At 47.6% G+C, this 17082-nt stretch carries 13 protein-coding genes; 4 read left to right on the forward strand and 9 right to left on the reverse strand.

From position 1 onward, the window contains the following. Nucleotides 1–149: 149 nt before the first annotated feature. The gene (locus FBQ74_RS08645) at nt 150–1802 is read left to right on the forward strand and encodes a response regulator (RefSeq protein ID WP_139756297.1); all 1653 of its coding nucleotides are present in this window, start codon (nt 150–152) and stop codon (nt 1800–1802) included. Between the two features lie 59 nt (nt 1803–1861). On the opposite strand, the gene FBQ74_RS08650 is transcribed toward FBQ74_RS08645, so the two are convergent. Then, entirely contained in the window at nt 1862–2719 is an 858-nt protein-coding gene (locus FBQ74_RS08650) for an NAD(P)-dependent oxidoreductase (RefSeq protein ID WP_139756298.1), read from the reverse strand. Between the two features lie 116 nt (nt 2720–2835). On the opposite strand from FBQ74_RS08650, the gene FBQ74_RS08655 reads away from it, so the two are divergent. Next, nucleotides 2836–3834 (forward strand): 2-hydroxyacid dehydrogenase, encoded by a 999-nt coding sequence (locus FBQ74_RS08655; RefSeq protein WP_139756299.1) that lies wholly within the window; start codon nt 2836–2838, stop codon nt 3832–3834. On the opposite strand, the gene FBQ74_RS08660 is transcribed toward FBQ74_RS08655, so the two are convergent. The 5 genes from FBQ74_RS08660 to FBQ74_RS08680 form a co-directional block, all read right to left on the reverse strand. Continuing rightward, complete coding sequence (locus FBQ74_RS08660; RefSeq protein ID WP_139756300.1) at nt 3831–4580, reverse strand: methyltransferase; 750 nt, start codon at nt 4578–4580, stop codon at nt 3831–3833. The two genes, FBQ74_RS08655 and FBQ74_RS08660, sit on opposite strands and share 4 nt — an antisense overlap. A gap of 13 nt (nt 4581–4593) precedes the next feature. Further along, a complete protein-coding gene (locus FBQ74_RS08665) occupies nt 4594–5352 on the reverse strand; it encodes a Nif3-like dinuclear metal center hexameric protein (protein WP_139756301.1) in 759 nt (252 codons plus the stop codon). Between the two features lie 66 nt (nt 5353–5418). Continuing rightward, nucleotides 5419–6042, reverse strand: coding sequence for a TetR/AcrR family transcriptional regulator (locus FBQ74_RS08670; protein ID WP_139756302.1), 624 nt, complete (start codon nt 6040–6042; stop codon nt 5419–5421). A gap of 14 nt (nt 6043–6056) precedes the next feature. Beyond that, nucleotides 6057–7073, reverse strand: a complete 1017-nt coding sequence (gene sohB / locus FBQ74_RS08675; RefSeq protein ID WP_139756303.1) for a protease SohB — start codon at nt 7071–7073, stop codon at nt 6057–6059. Between the two features lie 149 nt (nt 7074–7222). After that, the gene (locus FBQ74_RS08680; RefSeq protein WP_139756304.1) at nt 7223–9814 is read right to left on the reverse strand and encodes a VolA/Pla-1 family phospholipase; all 2592 of its coding nucleotides are present in this window, start codon (nt 9812–9814) and stop codon (nt 7223–7225) included. A 300-nt stretch (nt 9815–10114) separates the two neighbouring features. Here FBQ74_RS08680 and FBQ74_RS08685 point away from each other — a divergent pair, with 300 nt between their 5' ends. Next, nucleotides 10115–10858 carry a YciK family oxidoreductase gene (locus tag FBQ74_RS08685; RefSeq protein ID WP_139756305.1) on the forward strand — a complete coding sequence of 248 codons (744 nt, stop codon included), beginning with the start codon at nt 10115–10117 and terminating at the stop codon, nt 10856–10858. 69 nt (nt 10859–10927) lie between these two features. Here FBQ74_RS08685 and glnS read toward each other — a convergent pair whose 3' ends face one another. Continuing rightward, the gene (gene glnS / locus FBQ74_RS08690; RefSeq protein WP_139756306.1) at nt 10928–12598 is read right to left on the reverse strand and encodes a glutamine--tRNA ligase; all 1671 of its coding nucleotides are present in this window, start codon (nt 12596–12598) and stop codon (nt 10928–10930) included. Nucleotides 12599–12823: 225 nt separating this feature from the next. Between glnS and FBQ74_RS08695 the strand changes: the two genes are divergently transcribed. Beyond that, nucleotides 12824–13849, forward strand: a complete 1026-nt coding sequence (locus FBQ74_RS08695; protein ID WP_139756307.1) for a LacI family DNA-binding transcriptional regulator — start codon at nt 12824–12826, stop codon at nt 13847–13849. Nucleotides 13850–13858: 9 nt separating this feature from the next. Here FBQ74_RS08695 and FBQ74_RS08700 read toward each other — a convergent pair whose 3' ends face one another. After that, a complete protein-coding gene (locus tag FBQ74_RS08700) occupies nt 13859–15607 on the reverse strand; it encodes an alpha-amylase family glycosyl hydrolase (protein ID WP_139756308.1) in 1749 nt (582 codons plus the stop codon). Nucleotides 15608–15616: 9 nt separating this feature from the next. Further along, nucleotides 15617–17080: an MFS transporter gene (locus tag FBQ74_RS08705; protein ID WP_139756309.1), complete on the reverse strand. Its 1464-nt coding sequence runs from the start codon at nt 17078–17080 to the stop codon at nt 15617–15619. Between the last annotated feature and the right edge of the window lie 2 nt (nt 17081–17082).

Here is a 17082-nt window from a genome sequence, read left to right on the forward strand (position 1 = left end):
GCGATGACTGAATCAACACATCAGACGAGATAAAATAACAAGTCAGGTGACGGTGAAATGGTGTACTGGTATGCTCGTAAAAATCTTGCTTAATACTGCTCACTGTCGGTATTGGCTGTTTGTAGTGAACGTTACTGACAAAATATTAAATGACTTACCGCGTTGCAATTGTAGAAGATAATGCCACTGCCCGGGCCACACTCAGAAGCCACCTTCTGCAGATTGAGCCGTTTACTGTCAGCAGTTTCAGTCAGGGCAGTGAATTACAGTCGGCCCTGCGCGTTCAGCATTTCGAGATAATAATATTCGACTACTATCTGGGCGAAACCAAAACCGGCGTTGAATGGCTTACTACATTGCGTGAATCGCGCTTTATCCGGCCCGGAACGGGAATAATTTTTATTACTTCCGACAGGCTACCTCAGACCATTGGCCAGATCATTGATTGCCAGCCTGATTTAGTGCTGATTAAACCTTACAATCTGCAAACACTTTCCAGAGGTATCAAACAGTATCTTGCATACCGACAGGTTGCGCACAGCGCTTTACAGGCTATGGATGAGCAGCAACCAGCGGAGGCCCTAAGGCTGCTGAAAGCCTCACTGAGTCAGGATATCCCCTTACGTATCCGAACGGATATTATAAAACTTAAAGCCCGCTTATTGTTCGAGTCCGGTGAGATTCGACAAGCAAGAGAATTGTATGAAGCGGTTTTACTGGACAGCGATCGTGTGCTGTGGGCTCAGTGGGGAAAAATCAAATGTCTTTATATGGAAGGTCGCTGGGAGCATTGCCAGAGCGATCTCACCGGACTGATTGAAACCGAGCTGGCCAAAAACAAAGCCTTTGAGTGGCTTGCTGGTCTGAGTTTCGAGCAGCAGGCGTATGATAAGGCAGAGTATTATCTCGACCGTATTGCTTTTTCAGCGCTCAGCATTCCCGCAGCGCGCTTAAAATCTTTAACCTATCAGCGCCAGGATCGCGTACTCGACGGAATTGATTTATTACAGAAAAAACGGCATTCCCACAAAACGTCCAAAGAGACTTTCAATGAGTTTACGTTTGAACTGGCCGAATTCTATTTATCCATCGCAGAACATCAGCCTGCTGCTAACCGGGGTGAAAGTCTGAGCCAGGCGCGCCGCCTTATCGGGGTAGCCGGTCGTCAGAATTACGACGCGCAGCAAAACAAAAAACAAGCTGTATTGATGGCTTATGCTGCTGTATTGGAAGGCGACAGCGTTCGCGCACAGTCATTGCTTGAACACGACATCGCAGACTATTTCGCACGGACAGATGCCGCTACACTCATCTCCGCTGCGAAGGTGTATTCGTCCTTAAATAAGGCCGAAAAAGCCAGGGAAATGTTATCGATGGCGCATGAAAGAACACAAAATAACTTAAGCCTTGCACAGCGAACCTCGCATCAGGACGCAATTCGCACCGCAGAACAGCAACTTGGTATCGCTGCCGACCAGGCATTTGAACTTAACGACGAAGGCACCCGTTATTTTTTGCAGAAGCTGTATCTCAAAGCCATGTATTATTTTTATCAGGCGCATATTTTGTTACCTGAAAGAGCGGCTTTTGCGCTCAACCTTTTGCAGTGTATGACTGAGACAGACACCGCCGACTACCGGACAGTCAAAGCACAGACCCTGTTCACCCGACTCACGCGCACCCGGTTATCAACATCAAATCATACAAGGCTGCAGAAAATCAGACAGATGTTTGCTGATAAGTCTATGTCACTGCCCGATGATTCTCAGACAGGCCAGCCCGGCTTGAGTGACCCGGAATAACGTTTATAAGCGATAGCAAGTCAGTAACCCGTATCGCTTATAGCAAAAAGATACGTCAGTTAACCATGTAAGCGGGTTAGCAAACTGGACGTGTCCCAGCGCCCGCCCCCTAGTTTTTGAACATCAGCATAATATTGGTCGACCAAAGCGGTGAGAGCCAGCGTTGAGCCATTTTTTCGTGCTTCTTCCAATGCAATGTGCAGGTCCTTGCGCATCCAGTCTACAGCGAAACCGAATTCATACTCCCCGTTTATCATGGTAGAGGCCCGGTTTTCCATCTGCCAGGACTGGGCTGCGCCTTTGCTGATGACTTCAATAACCTGCTTACAGTCAAGGCCGGCCTTTTCGCCAAAATGTAGCGCTTCGGCTAACCCCTGTACGATACCGGCGATACAGATTTGATTCATCATTTTTGCTAACTGACCACTCCCGGCGTCTCCTATACGCTGAACGTGGCGGGCAAAGACCTGCATTACAGGCAACGCCTTCTCATAAGTATCAGGGTCACCGCCCACCATTACGGTCAGTTGACCGTTTTGAGCACCGGCCTGGCCCCCTGATACAGGGGCATCCAGAAAGCCTATCTCTTTTTCCCTGCACAGGGTGTTCAATTGTCTGGCTAATTCTGCAGAGGCGGTTGTGTGATCAACCAATATACTACCCGGTTTCATCGCCGCTACGGCCTGCCCCGCTACCTCACTGACGTCATTGTCATTTCCCACACACATCAAGACTATATCAGCGTCGTAGACGGCATCAGAAACCGTTTGTGCCATTTCACCAGTATATTGCTTGCACCAGTTTTCAGCCTTTGCTGTGGTGCGATTAAACACGGTTACTTTGTATCCGTTTTCTGACAAATGACCTGCCATCGGATACCCCATAACGCCTAAACCAAGAAAACAGACTTTTTTCATTGCTATACTCTGCGTATGACTGATTAATAGTGCTTATGCTGCCACAAACTGTGCAAACTGCATAATTGGATAGGTATGCCTTGCTTTCTTTTTAACTCAATCTGTGGATGATAAATATGCAATGTAAAATAGGTGTATTTAGTTGTCAGGCGTACGACCAGAAGACCCTCAATCAGGCTTCAGAACATCATAAGGGCGCTGAGCTGAAGTATTTTGAAACCACACTTAATGAGCAGTCAGTATCGTTGTGCCAGGGGCTCGATACTGTGTGTGTCTTCGTAAATGATACGGTAAATGAATCGGTTATCATCGCCCTTGCCAAATCGGGAGTAAGGCATATCGCATTGCGCTGCGCTGGCTATAACAATATAGATCTTAAAGCCGCCAAAAAATACGGGTTATGTGTATCACGGGTACCGGCCTACTCGCCGCACAGTGTTGCCGAACATGCCATTGCACTAATGTTAACGCTCAACCGTAAAACACATCGTGCATTCAATAGGGTCAGGGAAGGAAATTTTAATTTAAACGGGCTGATGGGTTTTACCCTGCACGGTAAACGCGTCGGTGTAGTCGGCACCGGCCATATTGGCAAAGCCACAGCGAATATTCTAAAGGGGTTCGGTTGCACGGTACTCTGCTGCGATCCGCAGCCCGATAGTTCTTTGGCTGCCGAATGCACTTATACATCGTTTGACGACATTCTGCAGACCTGCGACATCATCACCCTACACTGCCCGCTAAATGATGATACCTTTCATTTAATTGACCACCACAACATCAATCAAATGAAAGACGGCGTCATGCTAATCAATACCTCCAGAGGGGCCCTTATCGATACCAAAGCCATGATAGAAGGCTTGAAGTCTGAAAAAATCGGTAGCCTGGGAATAGATGTTTATGAACAGGAAGCTTCTTTGTTTTTTACCGATCATTCAATGGATATCATTCATGATGACATTTTCGAGCGGCTACAAACATTTCCCAATGTACTGATAACCGGTCACCAGGGCTTTTTTACCCGCGAGGCTATGGAAGAAATTGCAACGACCACGTTAGCGAACATTGTTCACTTCTGTCAGGGGACCCTTAGCGAGCACAACCGTGTAATTTAAGTTTTTTCCAGCATCAGGTGAAAGTATTTACCCATCCAGCAAAAAGGTTCTTCGCTGCGGTACTGTCTTTCAAGAGTCAGCAGTTGCTCGAATACCTCATCGGTATCCGGTTTGTTTTTCATATAGTCGTGAAAACACCGGATACCCGATCTGGCAAGCACCTTAAGATCATTGCGTCCGACAAACTCAATAACATCAGCGGGTCGCAATGCATTGGTGGGATTCAGCCTGACCTGGTTTTTAACCTTTAAACCACGTGCTATGTAATCAAAGTTACCATATACCGCGTTGGTAAATAATGCTGCATCACGGTTAAAAAAACTAAGGCTTAGCTGGCTGCCCGCGGGCATTTTTTCTGTAATTGATCGCAAGGCTTCAAAGGGTTCTGCCAGCCACTCAAGTACGGCATGACATACAATTAAGTCGTAGCTATCAAGGGTGTGTATTTGCTGAAGCGGAAGATGAACGATATCAACCTGAGGGAGATCATGTAAAAACTCTCCGGCCAGTTTGAGAATATCTTCAGAGGCATCTGTTAATGTCACATGATGCCCCTGCTGGGCCAGTTCTCTTGTCATAATACCTGTGCCACCACCTATCTCGATGATGCGCCTGCCCGGAGATTCCAGGTAAGGCTGCATTGACTCTAATAACAATAAATGACGTAACTTGCCTTTAGTTGTGCCATAAATGTTACGCACAAATTTATCGGCTATACCATCAAAGTACTGGTCAGTGGCTTTCATTTAAAATTTATGATCAGGCTGGGTTATCAATGTCGATAAACGTGGTTGCCAGGCCGAATTTTTCCTGTAGGAATTCTCCCAGGGCTTTTACGCCATAACGTTCTGTAGCATGATGGCCACAGGCAAAAAAATGAACACCCTGCTCTCTGGCACTGTGGATGGTTTGCTCGGACACCTCACCACTGATGAACGCATCGATGCCGGCCTGTGCGACATTATCTATAAAGCCCTGGCCACCACCTGTGCACCAGGCAACAGTTGATATTGGCTGATCGGGATCGCCTTCAACCAGCGGGGCTTTTCCCAGTACGGTTTCTATATTATCAGCAAGCTCTTGCTGCGAAACCGGCGTTTCCAGGCGAGCTTCGAATACTATCCCCTGAGGGCTGATATCAGCATGGGGCCTGGCGTTTTCAAAATTAAGAAGTTTGCCTAACTGCGCGTTATTACCCAAAGTGGTATGCACATCGATAGGTAAGTGATAAGCAAAAAGGTTAATGTCATTCTCCAGAAGCGTTTTTATGCGACGCTTTTTCATACCTGTTATTGCGTCGGCTTCACCTTTCCAGAAATAACCATGATGAACAATAATGGCATCGGCGTCATGCTCAACAGCTGCATCAATCAGTCTTTGCGACGCTGTTACGCCGGTAACAATCCGCTTGATCCGGTCTTTACCTTCAACCTGTAATCCGTTGGGACAATAATCTTTAATATCCGCGGGTTTAAGTAAGCCATCAAGCACTCGCTGTAATTCAGTTCTGCTAATCATATGACACTCCTGTAGCCTGGAATTTAGTGGCGGCAAGTGTAACAAATACAAAGGATAAATGTGGAGTTATTGGCCGGCGATCCCGGTTGCCACGAAAGGAATAAGATGCTCAATTACGCCGACAACATCTACATCCTGATTGAAATCAGAATGTGCTATCTGCGTCAGTGCACTGCTTGATGACATAGAGAATACAAACGCCCCCATGGCGAAATGTAAGCGCCAGAACAGCTCGTCATCCTGAATATCAGGTAAGCGTCTATGGATTTCGGTCAGCAGCTTATTAATACTGTGTCCGTAATTGCCCATAATAAAGCGGCGCAAATGTCCTTGAGTTTCGTTATACCCCTTACCCAATAACATTACAAAAGTCGCTGTGCCATTAGGGCGAACAGCATTTAGAGACAGCATAGGCGGGATTAATGCTTCGAGCAAATCAGCGATTCCTCGCCTGCCGGTGGACACTGGGAGGGTTGATAGTGTCTCTTCAATCCTGGGCATCAGAATATCGAAGTAACGCTTAAAAACTGACTGGATAAGATTTTTTTTACTGCCAAAGTGATAATTCACTGAGGCGAGATTTACACCTGCACCGCTGGTAATAGCGCGCATTGATGTCTGGTCAAAGCCCTGCTCTGCGAACAGGGCTTCAGCCACATCCAAAATCTGAGTTTTGGTGGGTTTCGACATTATTGAACCAGCTTTTAGTGGAACCAGGTACGCGTCTGACTCCACAGCCGCATGAGTTGCTGCTGCGCCACACTGGCGAATGACATACCGAGTTTTTCTGCCATGTTCTTCTTGTGAGAGTATTTCACGCTGTAAATTTCTTTTTCAGGATACGCGGAAAGAATGTAATCATCAGAGGTCATAATCGTATCTATCAAGCCCAATTCCTTAGCTTTTACACCCGGCCAGAATTCGCCCGTCGCGACCTTTTCAATATCCATTTGCGAACGCTGTTCGCGTACCCAGTCTTTAAACAGCACGTGGATCTCTTCAATTTCCTCGCGGAATTTCTCACGGCCTTCATCGGTATTTTCACCAAATACAGTTAACGTACGCTTATAAGCGCCTGCTGTATGTTGTTCAAATTCGATGTCATTTTTCTTCAGTACTTTATGAAAGTTAGGTAACTGAGCCAAAACACCAATAGAACCGATATATGCAAAGCGGGATGCCAACAGATTGTCCGCGACACACGCCATCATATAGCCACCGCTGGCAGCGACTTTATCCACTGATACGGTAAGTTTAATGCCTTTATCCTTTATGCGATGAAGTTGTGCGGCAGCCAGTCCGTAACCGTGGACCACGCCGCCGCCACTTTCCAGCTTAACCAATACTTCGTCCTGCGACTCGGCAACACATAAAATTGCTGTTACTTCTTCGCGTAAACGTTCAACCTCATGGGCGTCCATTGAGCCTTTAAACTCAATCACGAATAACCGTGAACGGCTCTGCTTTTCTTTATCCTGATCTTTCGCTTCTTTCTTTTGCTGTTTAGCGAGTTTTTTCATACTCGCTTTATCAAGCAATACTGAGCGTGCGTAGTTAGTTATATCTTTTAACTGCTCATTTAAAGAGGCAATCTCGAGGTGACCTTTGCCCGGTTTTTGACGATTTGCTGCACCGACTACCGATGCCACAATGATTACAAATGCGGCAACAAAGGTGACGGCTTTTGCCAGAAAAAGCCCATATTCGTACAGAAACTCCAAGTGCGACTCCTGCTACTGATTATCAGATTATTTAGTGAGTTAGTTTAACTGGCGTAAGTGTACCAGCGTTCATCAGTCGTGACGACAATGATGTTGTTTAGCGCACAAAAAAGGCCAGCGTCTGCTGGCCTTTTTAAGACATATAACGATTAGTTCGCTACAACATCCTCATTATTTATTTCAATAACAGTGCCTTCAGTTGCAATATACGTTGCTACTTCGCGCTGCATCTCTTCAGTTGTTGCCGCACTGGCGTCCGGGCTAAGGCTTGATGCGTGCGCACCTTCGGTAAAGCGAACCTGCCCTGATACCGGATCACCGGTAACTGTAGTGCTGACCTGCTCCAATCCGATGATACGAGCCAGAGGATTCTGGCCTGACAACGGCAGGCTGGTCGTAACCGGAATCACCTGGTCAGGTTTGTTTTCTTCGCTACCATCACCCACTACCGTCATCATATGCACAGGCGTAGTTTCACCCAGCGTCATGGCGTAGTTATTCGGATCCCCTTTATCCAGCACTGATTGCGCAGCAAAAGCGAATTCGCTTAGCGTTGCCTGAACACCCGCTGCCTGCTCAGGCGTCAACGCCGCTTCGAACTGCGTAACCGCTGCGACTAACTGTTCCTGGGTAACATCAGTTGTCTCGTAAAGCTGCTGCAACAGTCCCTGGAACTCTTCTGAAGACTCAGACAACAACAGACCCTTAATTAACGGACCAAAGCGAGGTGATTCAATCAGGAACTGCGCCAGGCCACCACCAGGAGATTCAAGTGACGCCACATCTACCGCATACGCACTATCCAGCGCGGCAAGGTCGCCACCCATTGATGAGTTTGCAACAGCAGCAAAATTACCGCCTGTTATCGCCCCTAGCGATACACCCATAACCGAAACACGCCCCAGGTTTACATTAACATCCTGATCCGTTGTCATATCCATCAGGGCATTCATACCAAGACGTAAGCCCAGCAAGTCTGCAACACTCTGACGAAGATTGTCCCGTGCTGTAGGCAGGCTGCCAAGGTTCATGTAATGAACTGGAGTGACGGTGGTTGCGTTAATATCGTCAGTACCATCCATGTCAACATCGAAACCGCGTGAGCCATGAAGTGGCTGGTCGATAGCTATTGTGGCAATACCCGCCAGCGACAACGTACCGGTAATAGCCAGCATGTCTTCTTTCTTACTGGTTATCCCATGATAAAGGATGACCACTGGCCAGCCCGATTCTGGCTGACTAACTGAAAAGCCAAGCCCTGCTGCAACCGCTGGATCAGGCACGGTGACCTGAACGTCCAGTTGCTGCATAGAGGTTGCCTGTGGAACGGGGTTAAAGCGGGTTACGTTGCGTTTAGGATCCAGCTTTTCACCATTTACGCGCAGATCGGCCAGCCCAAGCTGTTGGCACAGCGCATCGTTGGGGCCAGCTTCAGCAGCGGCTTTAGTTTCATCGGAAACCGCACCCAATACGATGCCGCTATCACAGGCTGCATGCCAGAATTCGTTAACCGGTGCCATAGGGTTTTCTTCGGTTGGCACACCCAGATAATACGGCAAAGTAATGTTGCCCTGATAATGTTTCGCGGCGCAGAAAGAACCCACTTCCTGTAGTAAGCCGCTGGCCAGTGGCTGCGCAAATTCATTTAACGGACCATAAGCTTCAGCCATTCCACCTGCAGCCGTAGTCAGCAATCCGCTACAGGTTTGCAGACCATCAAAGCCACCTGCTTCAAGCGTTGCCTGAATTGCGCCCTGTGTCGCTTCATCCAACCCTTCGGAGCCCTGAGCTACAGCACCTGCAAGCACCTCATCACTGACGAGGTTTAACGCTTCCATTGCATTTGGTGCGCCATCGGCATCGCTAATCTGTATTGCCGGTAGCGATTGTCCGGCAGTAGGATCGCCCGCAGCTACTTTGGCGGCATAGGTAGAAACAGCTACCTTTTTAAGTGCTGAAAGAGATTGCCCTACTGACTGGGTCGTAAACGCTGATACGTACGTCAGCTCTTCTCTTGAGAAGCCGGCATCTTCAAGAGGCGTAACATACGTATTTACCAATGTTTGTAACTGAAGTTGCGAATCTGTGGCCAACGGCTTTGTGTTTATATCCTGCTTAACCAAATCCCAGGTTGTTGAACCCATGACAGATTTTCCACTGGTATCTTTTAACCCGGTGGTCATTATCAGCATATAGCCTTGCGCTGATTTCAGCGGTCGAAGCGGGATTACCGAAATGGTATCACCATCAACCAGTCTCAGTGCATAGTCTGTTCCCAGCTCCAGGGCATCACCTACTTTACAGCCGGATGAAGGGATTTCAGCCGCGGCACAATCCGGATCGCTCTGGTCCAGGCCTAGTGTCGCTTCGTGAATATAAATACCAGCACCCAGGGTAGACTCATCAATGGCTGTGTCTCCTGGCGTTTCAACATCGATAACAAATGGATGTTGTGTCGACCAACCATCCAGCGTATTAAGTGCCACACGGGGGTCACTGAAGTCCTGTGGGTTATCGACAGGTATATTGAGCGTATAATCGAAAAATCCATCGTCGCCAGGAAGCATTAGCAGATCGTTTGGCGTGTTAAGATTGCCATTGGCTGGGTCAAAGACAATACGGGAAAAGGGTGTCTGATCGGGCGTATCTGCCTCTATATCATCAATTGATTCTCCTGAGCCTCCGCACCCTGCTAACCCCAGTGCCATTGCAACACTGGAACTGATAAGTAGTTTTCTCATTGTTTCTCCCTATGACTCATTGTTTTTATTGTCTGTCTAACCCCTGACCCTGACTGCCTGCTGGCAGGCACCTTAGTCAACGATACTGACATCAAATCTGACTTTTAACATGTAAGACCAGTTTATTATTAGGCAATATTATTGACTTTGCAGCAACTTTGCAAAACTTTGTTAACTTTTTATTTTCTTTATTAACTTTATACTTTGTCCTGACAATAATACTGCTGTACCGACGGGTCCTTTCATCGATTCGCTTCCCGTATTATCCTTGCGCTATTACCTATCTGTCAGGGAGAATGAATGAACGATTACAATGCGCCAGAAAACTTATTGAAAGAAAAAGTTATTCTGATTACAGGCGCCGGTGACGGTATTGGCGCACAAGCAGCGAGAACATTTGCCCGCTACGGTGCCACATGCATACTGCTGGGACGCACTGTCAGTAAACTTGAAGCAGTTTATGACGAAATTCTAGCAGCGGGAGGCCCTGAGCCCGCCATAGTTCCCCTGGACCTGAAAGGTGCTACGGCCAAAAACTATGAAGATATGGCGCGCACGATTCAAGATCAGTTCGGCCGTCTTGATGGCGTATTACATAATGCATCAATACTTGGACACTTGAGCGCATTTGAGGATATACCGGAAGACGAGTGGCAGGATGTTATACAAATAAACCTGACCGGCGCTGCACTGATGACACAAAAATTACTTCCTGTACTCCGACTTGCCGATAATGCGTCGGTGGTGTTTACCACTTCAAGCGTAGGCAGAAAGGGCCGTTCCTTCTGGGGCACGTATGCTGTCTCTAAATTTGCAACTGAAGGCATGATGCAGGTGCTTGCCAGCGAATATGAGAACAGAAACGTGAGGTTTAACTGTATCAATCCTGGTGGTACGCGCACCGATATGCGCGCCAATGCGTTTCCGGCAGAAGACCCGCAGACATTAAAAACGCCTGAGGATATTATGCCGCTGTATCTGTATCTTATGGGAAAGGACAGTCTGGCTGTTAACGGCCAGTCCCTGGATTGTCAGCCAAAGTAAATAAACAATAATGCGCAGGCATAAAAAAAGGTTACCCATTGGTAACCTTTTTTATATGTAAATCATTAATTACTGGTTTTCAATTTTAGCCCAGGTATCACGAAGACCTACTGTCTGGTTAAAGACGAGCTTGCCTTCCTCGCTGTCTTTATCGCAACAAAAATAGCCGGTACGCTCGAATTGCCAGTTACCGTCTTCTACCGACGCACCAGACAAACCACATTCCACGTAGCCATTTTTCACAATCAGGGATTCATCGTTAATAGCATGAACAAAATCTTCCTGGGCCGCAGGGTTTGGTACGTTAAATAATCTATCGTACAACCTGAACTGCGCGGGTGCGGCTGTATTAGCATCAACCCAGTGAATCACACCTTTCACTTTTCTGCCATCCGCCGGATCTTTACCCAGTGTCTGATCGTCATAAGTGCAATAGATGGTGGTAATATTGCCTGCTTCGTCTTTGTCCACCCGCTCTGCCTTAATGACATAAGCATTACGTAAACGAACCTCTTTACCCAGCACAAGGCGCTTAAATTTCTTATTCGCCTGTTCACGGAAGTCCTCTGCCTCAATCCATATTTCCCGACTAAAGGTCACGCTGCGCGTGCCCATTGACTCGTCGTTCGGGTGATTAGGTGCAGACAGCGTTTCACTATTTCCTTCAGGCAAATTTTCGATAATAATCTTTACCGGCTCAAGCACTGCCATGGCCCGCGGCGCATTGACGTTAAGATCATCTCGAATACAGGCTTCCAGCATACCCATTTCGACCATATTATCCATTTTGGTCACACCGATACGCTTACAAAACTCACGCACTGAGCCCGGCGTATAGCCGCGCCGACGCAATCCGGCGATTGTCGGCATACGAGGGTCATCCCAACCGCTAACATGCTTTTCGTCAACCAGCTGAATAAGACGACGTTTACTTAACACTGTGTATTCAAGGTTAAGACGTGAAAACTCATACTGGCGAGGCTCAGCGTCAATGGTAATGTTATCAATCACCCAATCATACAGGCGACGGTTATCCTGAAACTCCAGCGTGCATAAAGAGTGCGTAATGCCCTCAATAGCATCTGATATACAGTGCGTAAAATCGTACATCGGATAAATGCACCATTTATCCTTAGTCTGATGGTGGTGCGCGAATTTAACACGGTATATCACCGGATCGCGCATACACATAAAGGGCGATGCCATGTCTATTTTGGCACGCAGGCTACACTGTCCTTCCTGGTAGTCGCCATTCGCCATCTTCGCGAATTCCTTCAGATTTGTCTCAACATCTGTATCGCGATACGGACTGTTTGTGCCTGGCTCGGTAAGTGTTCCTCGCAACGCACGCATTTCGTCGTGCGTAGAAAAGTCGACATAGGCCAGACCTTTTTCAATCAGCTCAACGGCAAAACCATGCAAACGATCAAAGTAATTTGAGGAATAACGCGCTTCGCCAGACCATTCAAAACCAAGCCAGTGAACATCTTCTTTAATACTGTTTACAAAAGAAATGTCTTCTTTTGCCGGATTGGTATCATCAAAGCGTAAATTACAGGTGCCCTGATAGTCTTCGGCAATGCCAAAGTTAAGGCAAATAGACTTAGCGTGACCGATATGCAGAAAGCCGTTAGGCTCGGGTGGAAAACGCGTTTTCACCTGCTGGTGTAACCCAGACGCCAAATCTTTATCGATAATCTGCCGGATAAAATTGGTCGGACGATTTTCAGTCTCCGCCATTCGCGAATTCCCCTTAATAAACATAGTTAACGAAACAGGGCGAGTATAACATCACCCTTTTACAGGTGATATTTTTTCGTCACCTGTACGCATTAAGTGCTTAAAATACCGGCGATTGCACAGCATTTAAAGCTCTCCTACCCGCTAAAACAGCGGGTAAATGTTGATTTTATGGTATCGTAGTTCAAACAGGGTGTGCTTACACCGAATCAATAAATAGTGTTTATGAAAGAAAAAGCAACCTCCTTTGATATTGCCCACCGTGCAGGTGTTTCTCAGTCTACCGTTTCCAGAGCACTGAATAACAGTCCGCTGGTAAGCAAGGAAACCCGCGATCGCATTGTTGAAATCGCGCGGGAACTTAACTATCAGGTAGATAAAAACGCCAGCAATCTGCGCAAACAAAAAAGTAATACGCTGGCGCTGTTATTGTTTGAGGATCCCACTACAGACGACTCGCTGATAAACCCTTTTTTCCTTTCGATGCTGGGCAGTATTACCCGTGCCAGCGCGAGTCAGGGTTACGATCTGCTGGTTTCATTTCAGAATATGCAAAGTGACTGGCACGCTGAATATGAAGATTCAAATAAGGCCGACGGTATTATTTTGCTGGGCTATGGGGATTACAGCGCTTATCGCAGTAAGCTCGACCAGCTTGAGGAACAGGGTACACATTTTGTGCGCTGGGGTGCTCAGGATAAAGCCCACCCCGGAGTGAATATCGGTTGCGATAATTATCAGGGCGGGTTCGATGTGACCAATCACCTTATTGGTCTGGGCTATACCTCTTTTGCTTTCATAGGCGATAACAGCGAAGATGCCCCGGAATTTCGAGCCCGCTATCAGGGGTTCGCTGATGCACTGGACAAACAAGGACTTTCGGGAGAGTCGCAGCGTCAAATCAATGCGCACTCTACAGAGCCATCGGGCTATGCGGCGATGAAAGCGATGCTGAATGATGCTACGTTACCACGTGCGGTCGTCTGTGCGTCTGATTTGATTGCCGTGGGTGTTTATGATGCGCTTCGTGAAGCAAATCTGCGCGTGCCTGAAGATGTAGCGGTAGTTGGCTATGACAACATCCCGATTTCCGGTTACACCACCCCGGCCCTGACTACTGTGCGTCAGAACACAACTAAAGCCGGCGAGCTACTGGTTGATACACTCATAAAAGCCATTAACAAGGAAGTCGTTGAGGACTATCTGATGCCGGCTGAACTTATTGTGCGCCGCTCGTGTGGCGCACAATAAGTAGCTTTTTTACTGACGCTGCATTTGCTGCCCGGCTGCATCAATAAGTTCGCTGTGAGTAACAGGTGCATCCAGTACCCAAACCTGCACACTGTCAGGCAATACAGTGGTTTTTAGCGGCCCGTTTTGTGCAACAGAACGGCGCTCTTCGCTTAATTGTTCCACCCAGTCACCAGCCTGCAGCCACTTGCTCACAGACATATCGATGCTCTCGTCACCCTTGTTCAGCAATACTAAGGCAATCTGTTGTGCATCATCATCCTGAACTACGCGATAAAAAGCCGCGGTGTCTTCGGTAAACCTCAGGTTAAGCTGAAGCCCTCGCTGCAGTGCCGGCGTTTGTTTTCTGACATTAGCAATGGTTTTAAGCGATTTATATATCTCATGTTCACTGGCACTGTCGATAGCCTCCTGCCCCAAATAATTACGGTTACCGGCATGTTCGGCGGTACCGCGCATGAAGCCAATTTCTGAGCCCTGATAGACCACCGGAATACCACGGGCGGTAAATAACCAGTTATGAGCGTTGATGAAACCTTCATCGCTAGCCTGCATACGCGGCATGTCGTGATTATCATAGAATGTGGTTAACTCATACGGGTTGGCATAGGGACCGTGGGTTAAGTGAAGCACTTCTTCAAGCTTCTCATAGCCGTTTTTCTCAGGTTCGGCTTTTTCCTGTGACGCGCTGTCCGCTTCAGATTGGTCACCAAAAACCTGATTCATCACTTTTTGCATCGGAAAATCCAACACGCTTACCCCACCATTTTTCGGCAGAGTATGCTGAGCAATAAAGTTTGCATCATAGACAAAGCTTTCGCCGAACATAAAAAAGTCGGGGTGCTGTTCACGGATTCGGTCTGACATTGTCCGCCAGAAATCGTGCGAAACGTGTCTTATGGTATCAATTCTGAACGCATCGGCGCCCTGCTCTATCCAGTATAGGTATGCATCAATAAGGTAATCCTGCACATCAGGATTATGCTCATTCAGGTTCGATAACTTAGCCAAATCGGGGTAAGGATGAAAAAAAGCCTGTAACGGTTTATCGGTGTCTAAATCAGTAGGATGCAAATTCTTATGGTCGGCAACCAACTTACCTTCTTTGTCATACAACTCACCATAGCCGGGTTGGTCCTCAGGCATCGTGTAGCTGGGTGACCCGTGGTTTGCGACGATATCAAACACCGACTTGAGCCCGTACTGGTCGCGCATTGCTGTGGTATAGTCGGCGTAGGATAAGTTATCACTAATCAGGTGCTCGTCGGCTTTATAAAAATTCGTCGCCCAGTAGCCATGATAGCCCGTCTTGCCGCCGTCTTTAAACTGGCCCCCATAACTGATAGGTTCGTCACCGGTGAAAGCCTGATTCGGGTTATCCAGAACTGGCGTAAGCCAAACTGCGGTAAAGCCAAGATCACTGATGTAATCGCCATTATTCAGTACACCCTGTAAATCACCGCCCATGTATCCGACATTGGCAAACTGGCCATCCGGACCGTCCAGGCGTAATTCCCAGGTCGGATGCTCGCCCCCCTGGTCTTCATGATTATTGGACGGGTCGCCGTCGACAAACCGGTCAGTGACAACAAAATATACCGCTTCTTTAGCAAACGGATTATCTGTTCCCCGGATAACCTGCGTTGTATCTGCATCTTTCTCTGTCTCAGAAGCAGATGTAATTGGTGATTGTGCACATCCGGTCAGCGCGAGCGTAATGCTCGCGGCAAGCAGATGTAAGCCATAACGTTTCAGCATAGTGTTCCCTTATTCGTGAACAGTAACAGGTTGATCCGGCTCTTTAACAAAAAAGACGGCAAGCGCACCGGCTATCATTGATACACCGGCCACAACGATGATGTATTTTGCTTCGTTGTCAAAAACAGCGGATAAAATAAGACCTGAAAACAGACCTGCAACAATTTGTGGTACGGCAACGGTAAAATTGAATATACCCATGTATACCCCGGTTTTTTGAGGAGGCAATGCGCCGGCCAGCATGGCATAAGGCATTGCAAGAATCGCCGCCCAGGCAATACCGATTCCGACCATGGGTAACAGAAGTTTTACCGCACCCAGTGGTACTGTGACTTCAGTGATCAGCAGATCCACATTGGTAGGCGTCAGGTCCTGGAATATCAGGAAACTGACATAACCTAAACCACCGGCAAGCAAGGACAAACTGTAAACCAGTTTGCGGCCAAACTTGTCGGCCAGCCGGGCCAGGAATACTGAAAATACAGCGGCAAAAACTGAATAGGCAGCGAACAGGATACCCACCCAGTCGCCGGCGGCTCCCTTAGCAAGCACTATCTCCTGCGGAATAACTGCCAGAGTTGAAAGGTAATCAGGATCGAACCACTTCTTATCCACATTCCAGATATGCTGCGTAATTGCAGGGGTGGTATAAACCCACATAATGTAAAGTGAAAACCAGGAGAAAAACTGCACCACTGCAAGCTGTTTCATAGTAGTCGGCATATTCACTACCAGTTTCAAAAAGCCCTTAAAGCGTTGCCCCATACTTTGTTTTGTATCAGGCATCGGCTCGTCGGCCACATCTTTGTAGTAGTTGTACTCCTTGGGTGCATATTCTTTGGTGCGTACTACCGTCCAGATAACACTGCCCAGCAATACTGTTGCACCGATATAAAATGCCCACATCACCGATGGCGCTACCTCGCCCAGCTGCGCAGTATTTTCAAGGCCGATGACGTTGGTAAGCAGAAACGGCAATATGGAGCCGATTACGGCGCCGATATTAATCAGCAAAGATTGTACAGAGTAGCCAATATTACGCTGTCTGGGCGGCACCATGTCTGAAACCAGCGAGCGGAAAGGCTGGAAACAAATATTAAACGATGCATCCATCAGTGCCAGCATAATCGCACCAAATATCATCGGCGTCATCAATGCCACGAACAGAGGCGCATTTGGCATCAGGACCATCCCGATAGCAGCAGCAATAGCACCAGCCAGAATATAGGGACGACGTCGTCCGAGCCTGTTCCAGGTTCTGTCAGAGGCAGCGCCCACAATAGGTTGAATAATCAAACCCATAATTGGCGCTACTAACCAGAACAGCGACAGTGAGTGCAGGTCAGCACCCAGATCAGAAAGAATACGTGAAACGTTGGCATTTTGAAGGGCAAACCCAAACTGCACACCTAAAAAGCCAAAGCTGACATTCCAGATTTGCCAAAAGTTTAACCCGGGTTGTTTTGTGTCCATAG

The organism is Salinimonas iocasae, assembly GCF_006228385.1.
Classification (GTDB): Bacteria; Pseudomonadota; Gammaproteobacteria; order Enterobacterales; family Alteromonadaceae; genus Alteromonas; species Alteromonas iocasae.

Excerpts from the sequence above, each read along its gene's own strand:
- FBQ74_RS08645 (WP_139756297.1), top strand. The coding sequence starts at position 150 with ATGACTTACCGCGTTGCAATTGTAGAAGATAATGCCACTGCCCGGGCC.
- FBQ74_RS08650 (WP_139756298.1), bottom strand. The coding sequence starts at position 2,719 with ATGAAAAAAGTCTGTTTTCTTGGTTTAGGCGTTATGGGGTATCCGATG.
- FBQ74_RS08655 (WP_139756299.1), top strand. The coding sequence starts at position 2,836 with ATGCAATGTAAAATAGGTGTATTTAGTTGTCAGGCGTACGACCAGAAG.
- FBQ74_RS08660 (WP_139756300.1), bottom strand. The coding sequence starts at position 4,580 with ATGAAAGCCACTGACCAGTACTTTGATGGTATAGCCGATAAATTTGTG.
- FBQ74_RS08665 (WP_139756301.1), bottom strand. The coding sequence starts at position 5,352 with ATGATTAGCAGAACTGAATTACAGCGAGTGCTTGATGGCTTACTTAAA.
- FBQ74_RS08670 (WP_139756302.1), bottom strand. The coding sequence starts at position 6,042 with ATGTCGAAACCCACCAAAACTCAGATTTTGGATGTGGCTGAAGCCCTG.
- FBQ74_RS08680 (WP_139756304.1), bottom strand. The coding sequence starts at position 9,814 with ATGAGAAAACTACTTATCAGTTCCAGTGTTGCAATGGCACTGGGGTTA.
- FBQ74_RS08685 (WP_139756305.1), top strand. The coding sequence starts at position 10,115 with ATGAACGATTACAATGCGCCAGAAAACTTATTGAAAGAAAAAGTTATT.
- glnS (WP_139756306.1), bottom strand. The coding sequence starts at position 12,598 with ATGGCGGAGACTGAAAATCGTCCGACCAATTTTATCCGGCAGATTATC.
- FBQ74_RS08695 (WP_139756307.1), top strand. The coding sequence starts at position 12,824 with ATGAAAGAAAAAGCAACCTCCTTTGATATTGCCCACCGTGCAGGTGTT.
- FBQ74_RS08700 (WP_139756308.1), bottom strand. The coding sequence starts at position 15,607 with ATGCTGAAACGTTATGGCTTACATCTGCTTGCCGCGAGCATTACGCTC.
- FBQ74_RS08705 (WP_139756309.1), bottom strand. The coding sequence starts at position 17,080 with ATGGACACAAAACAACCCGGGTTAAACTTTTGGCAAATCTGGAATGTC.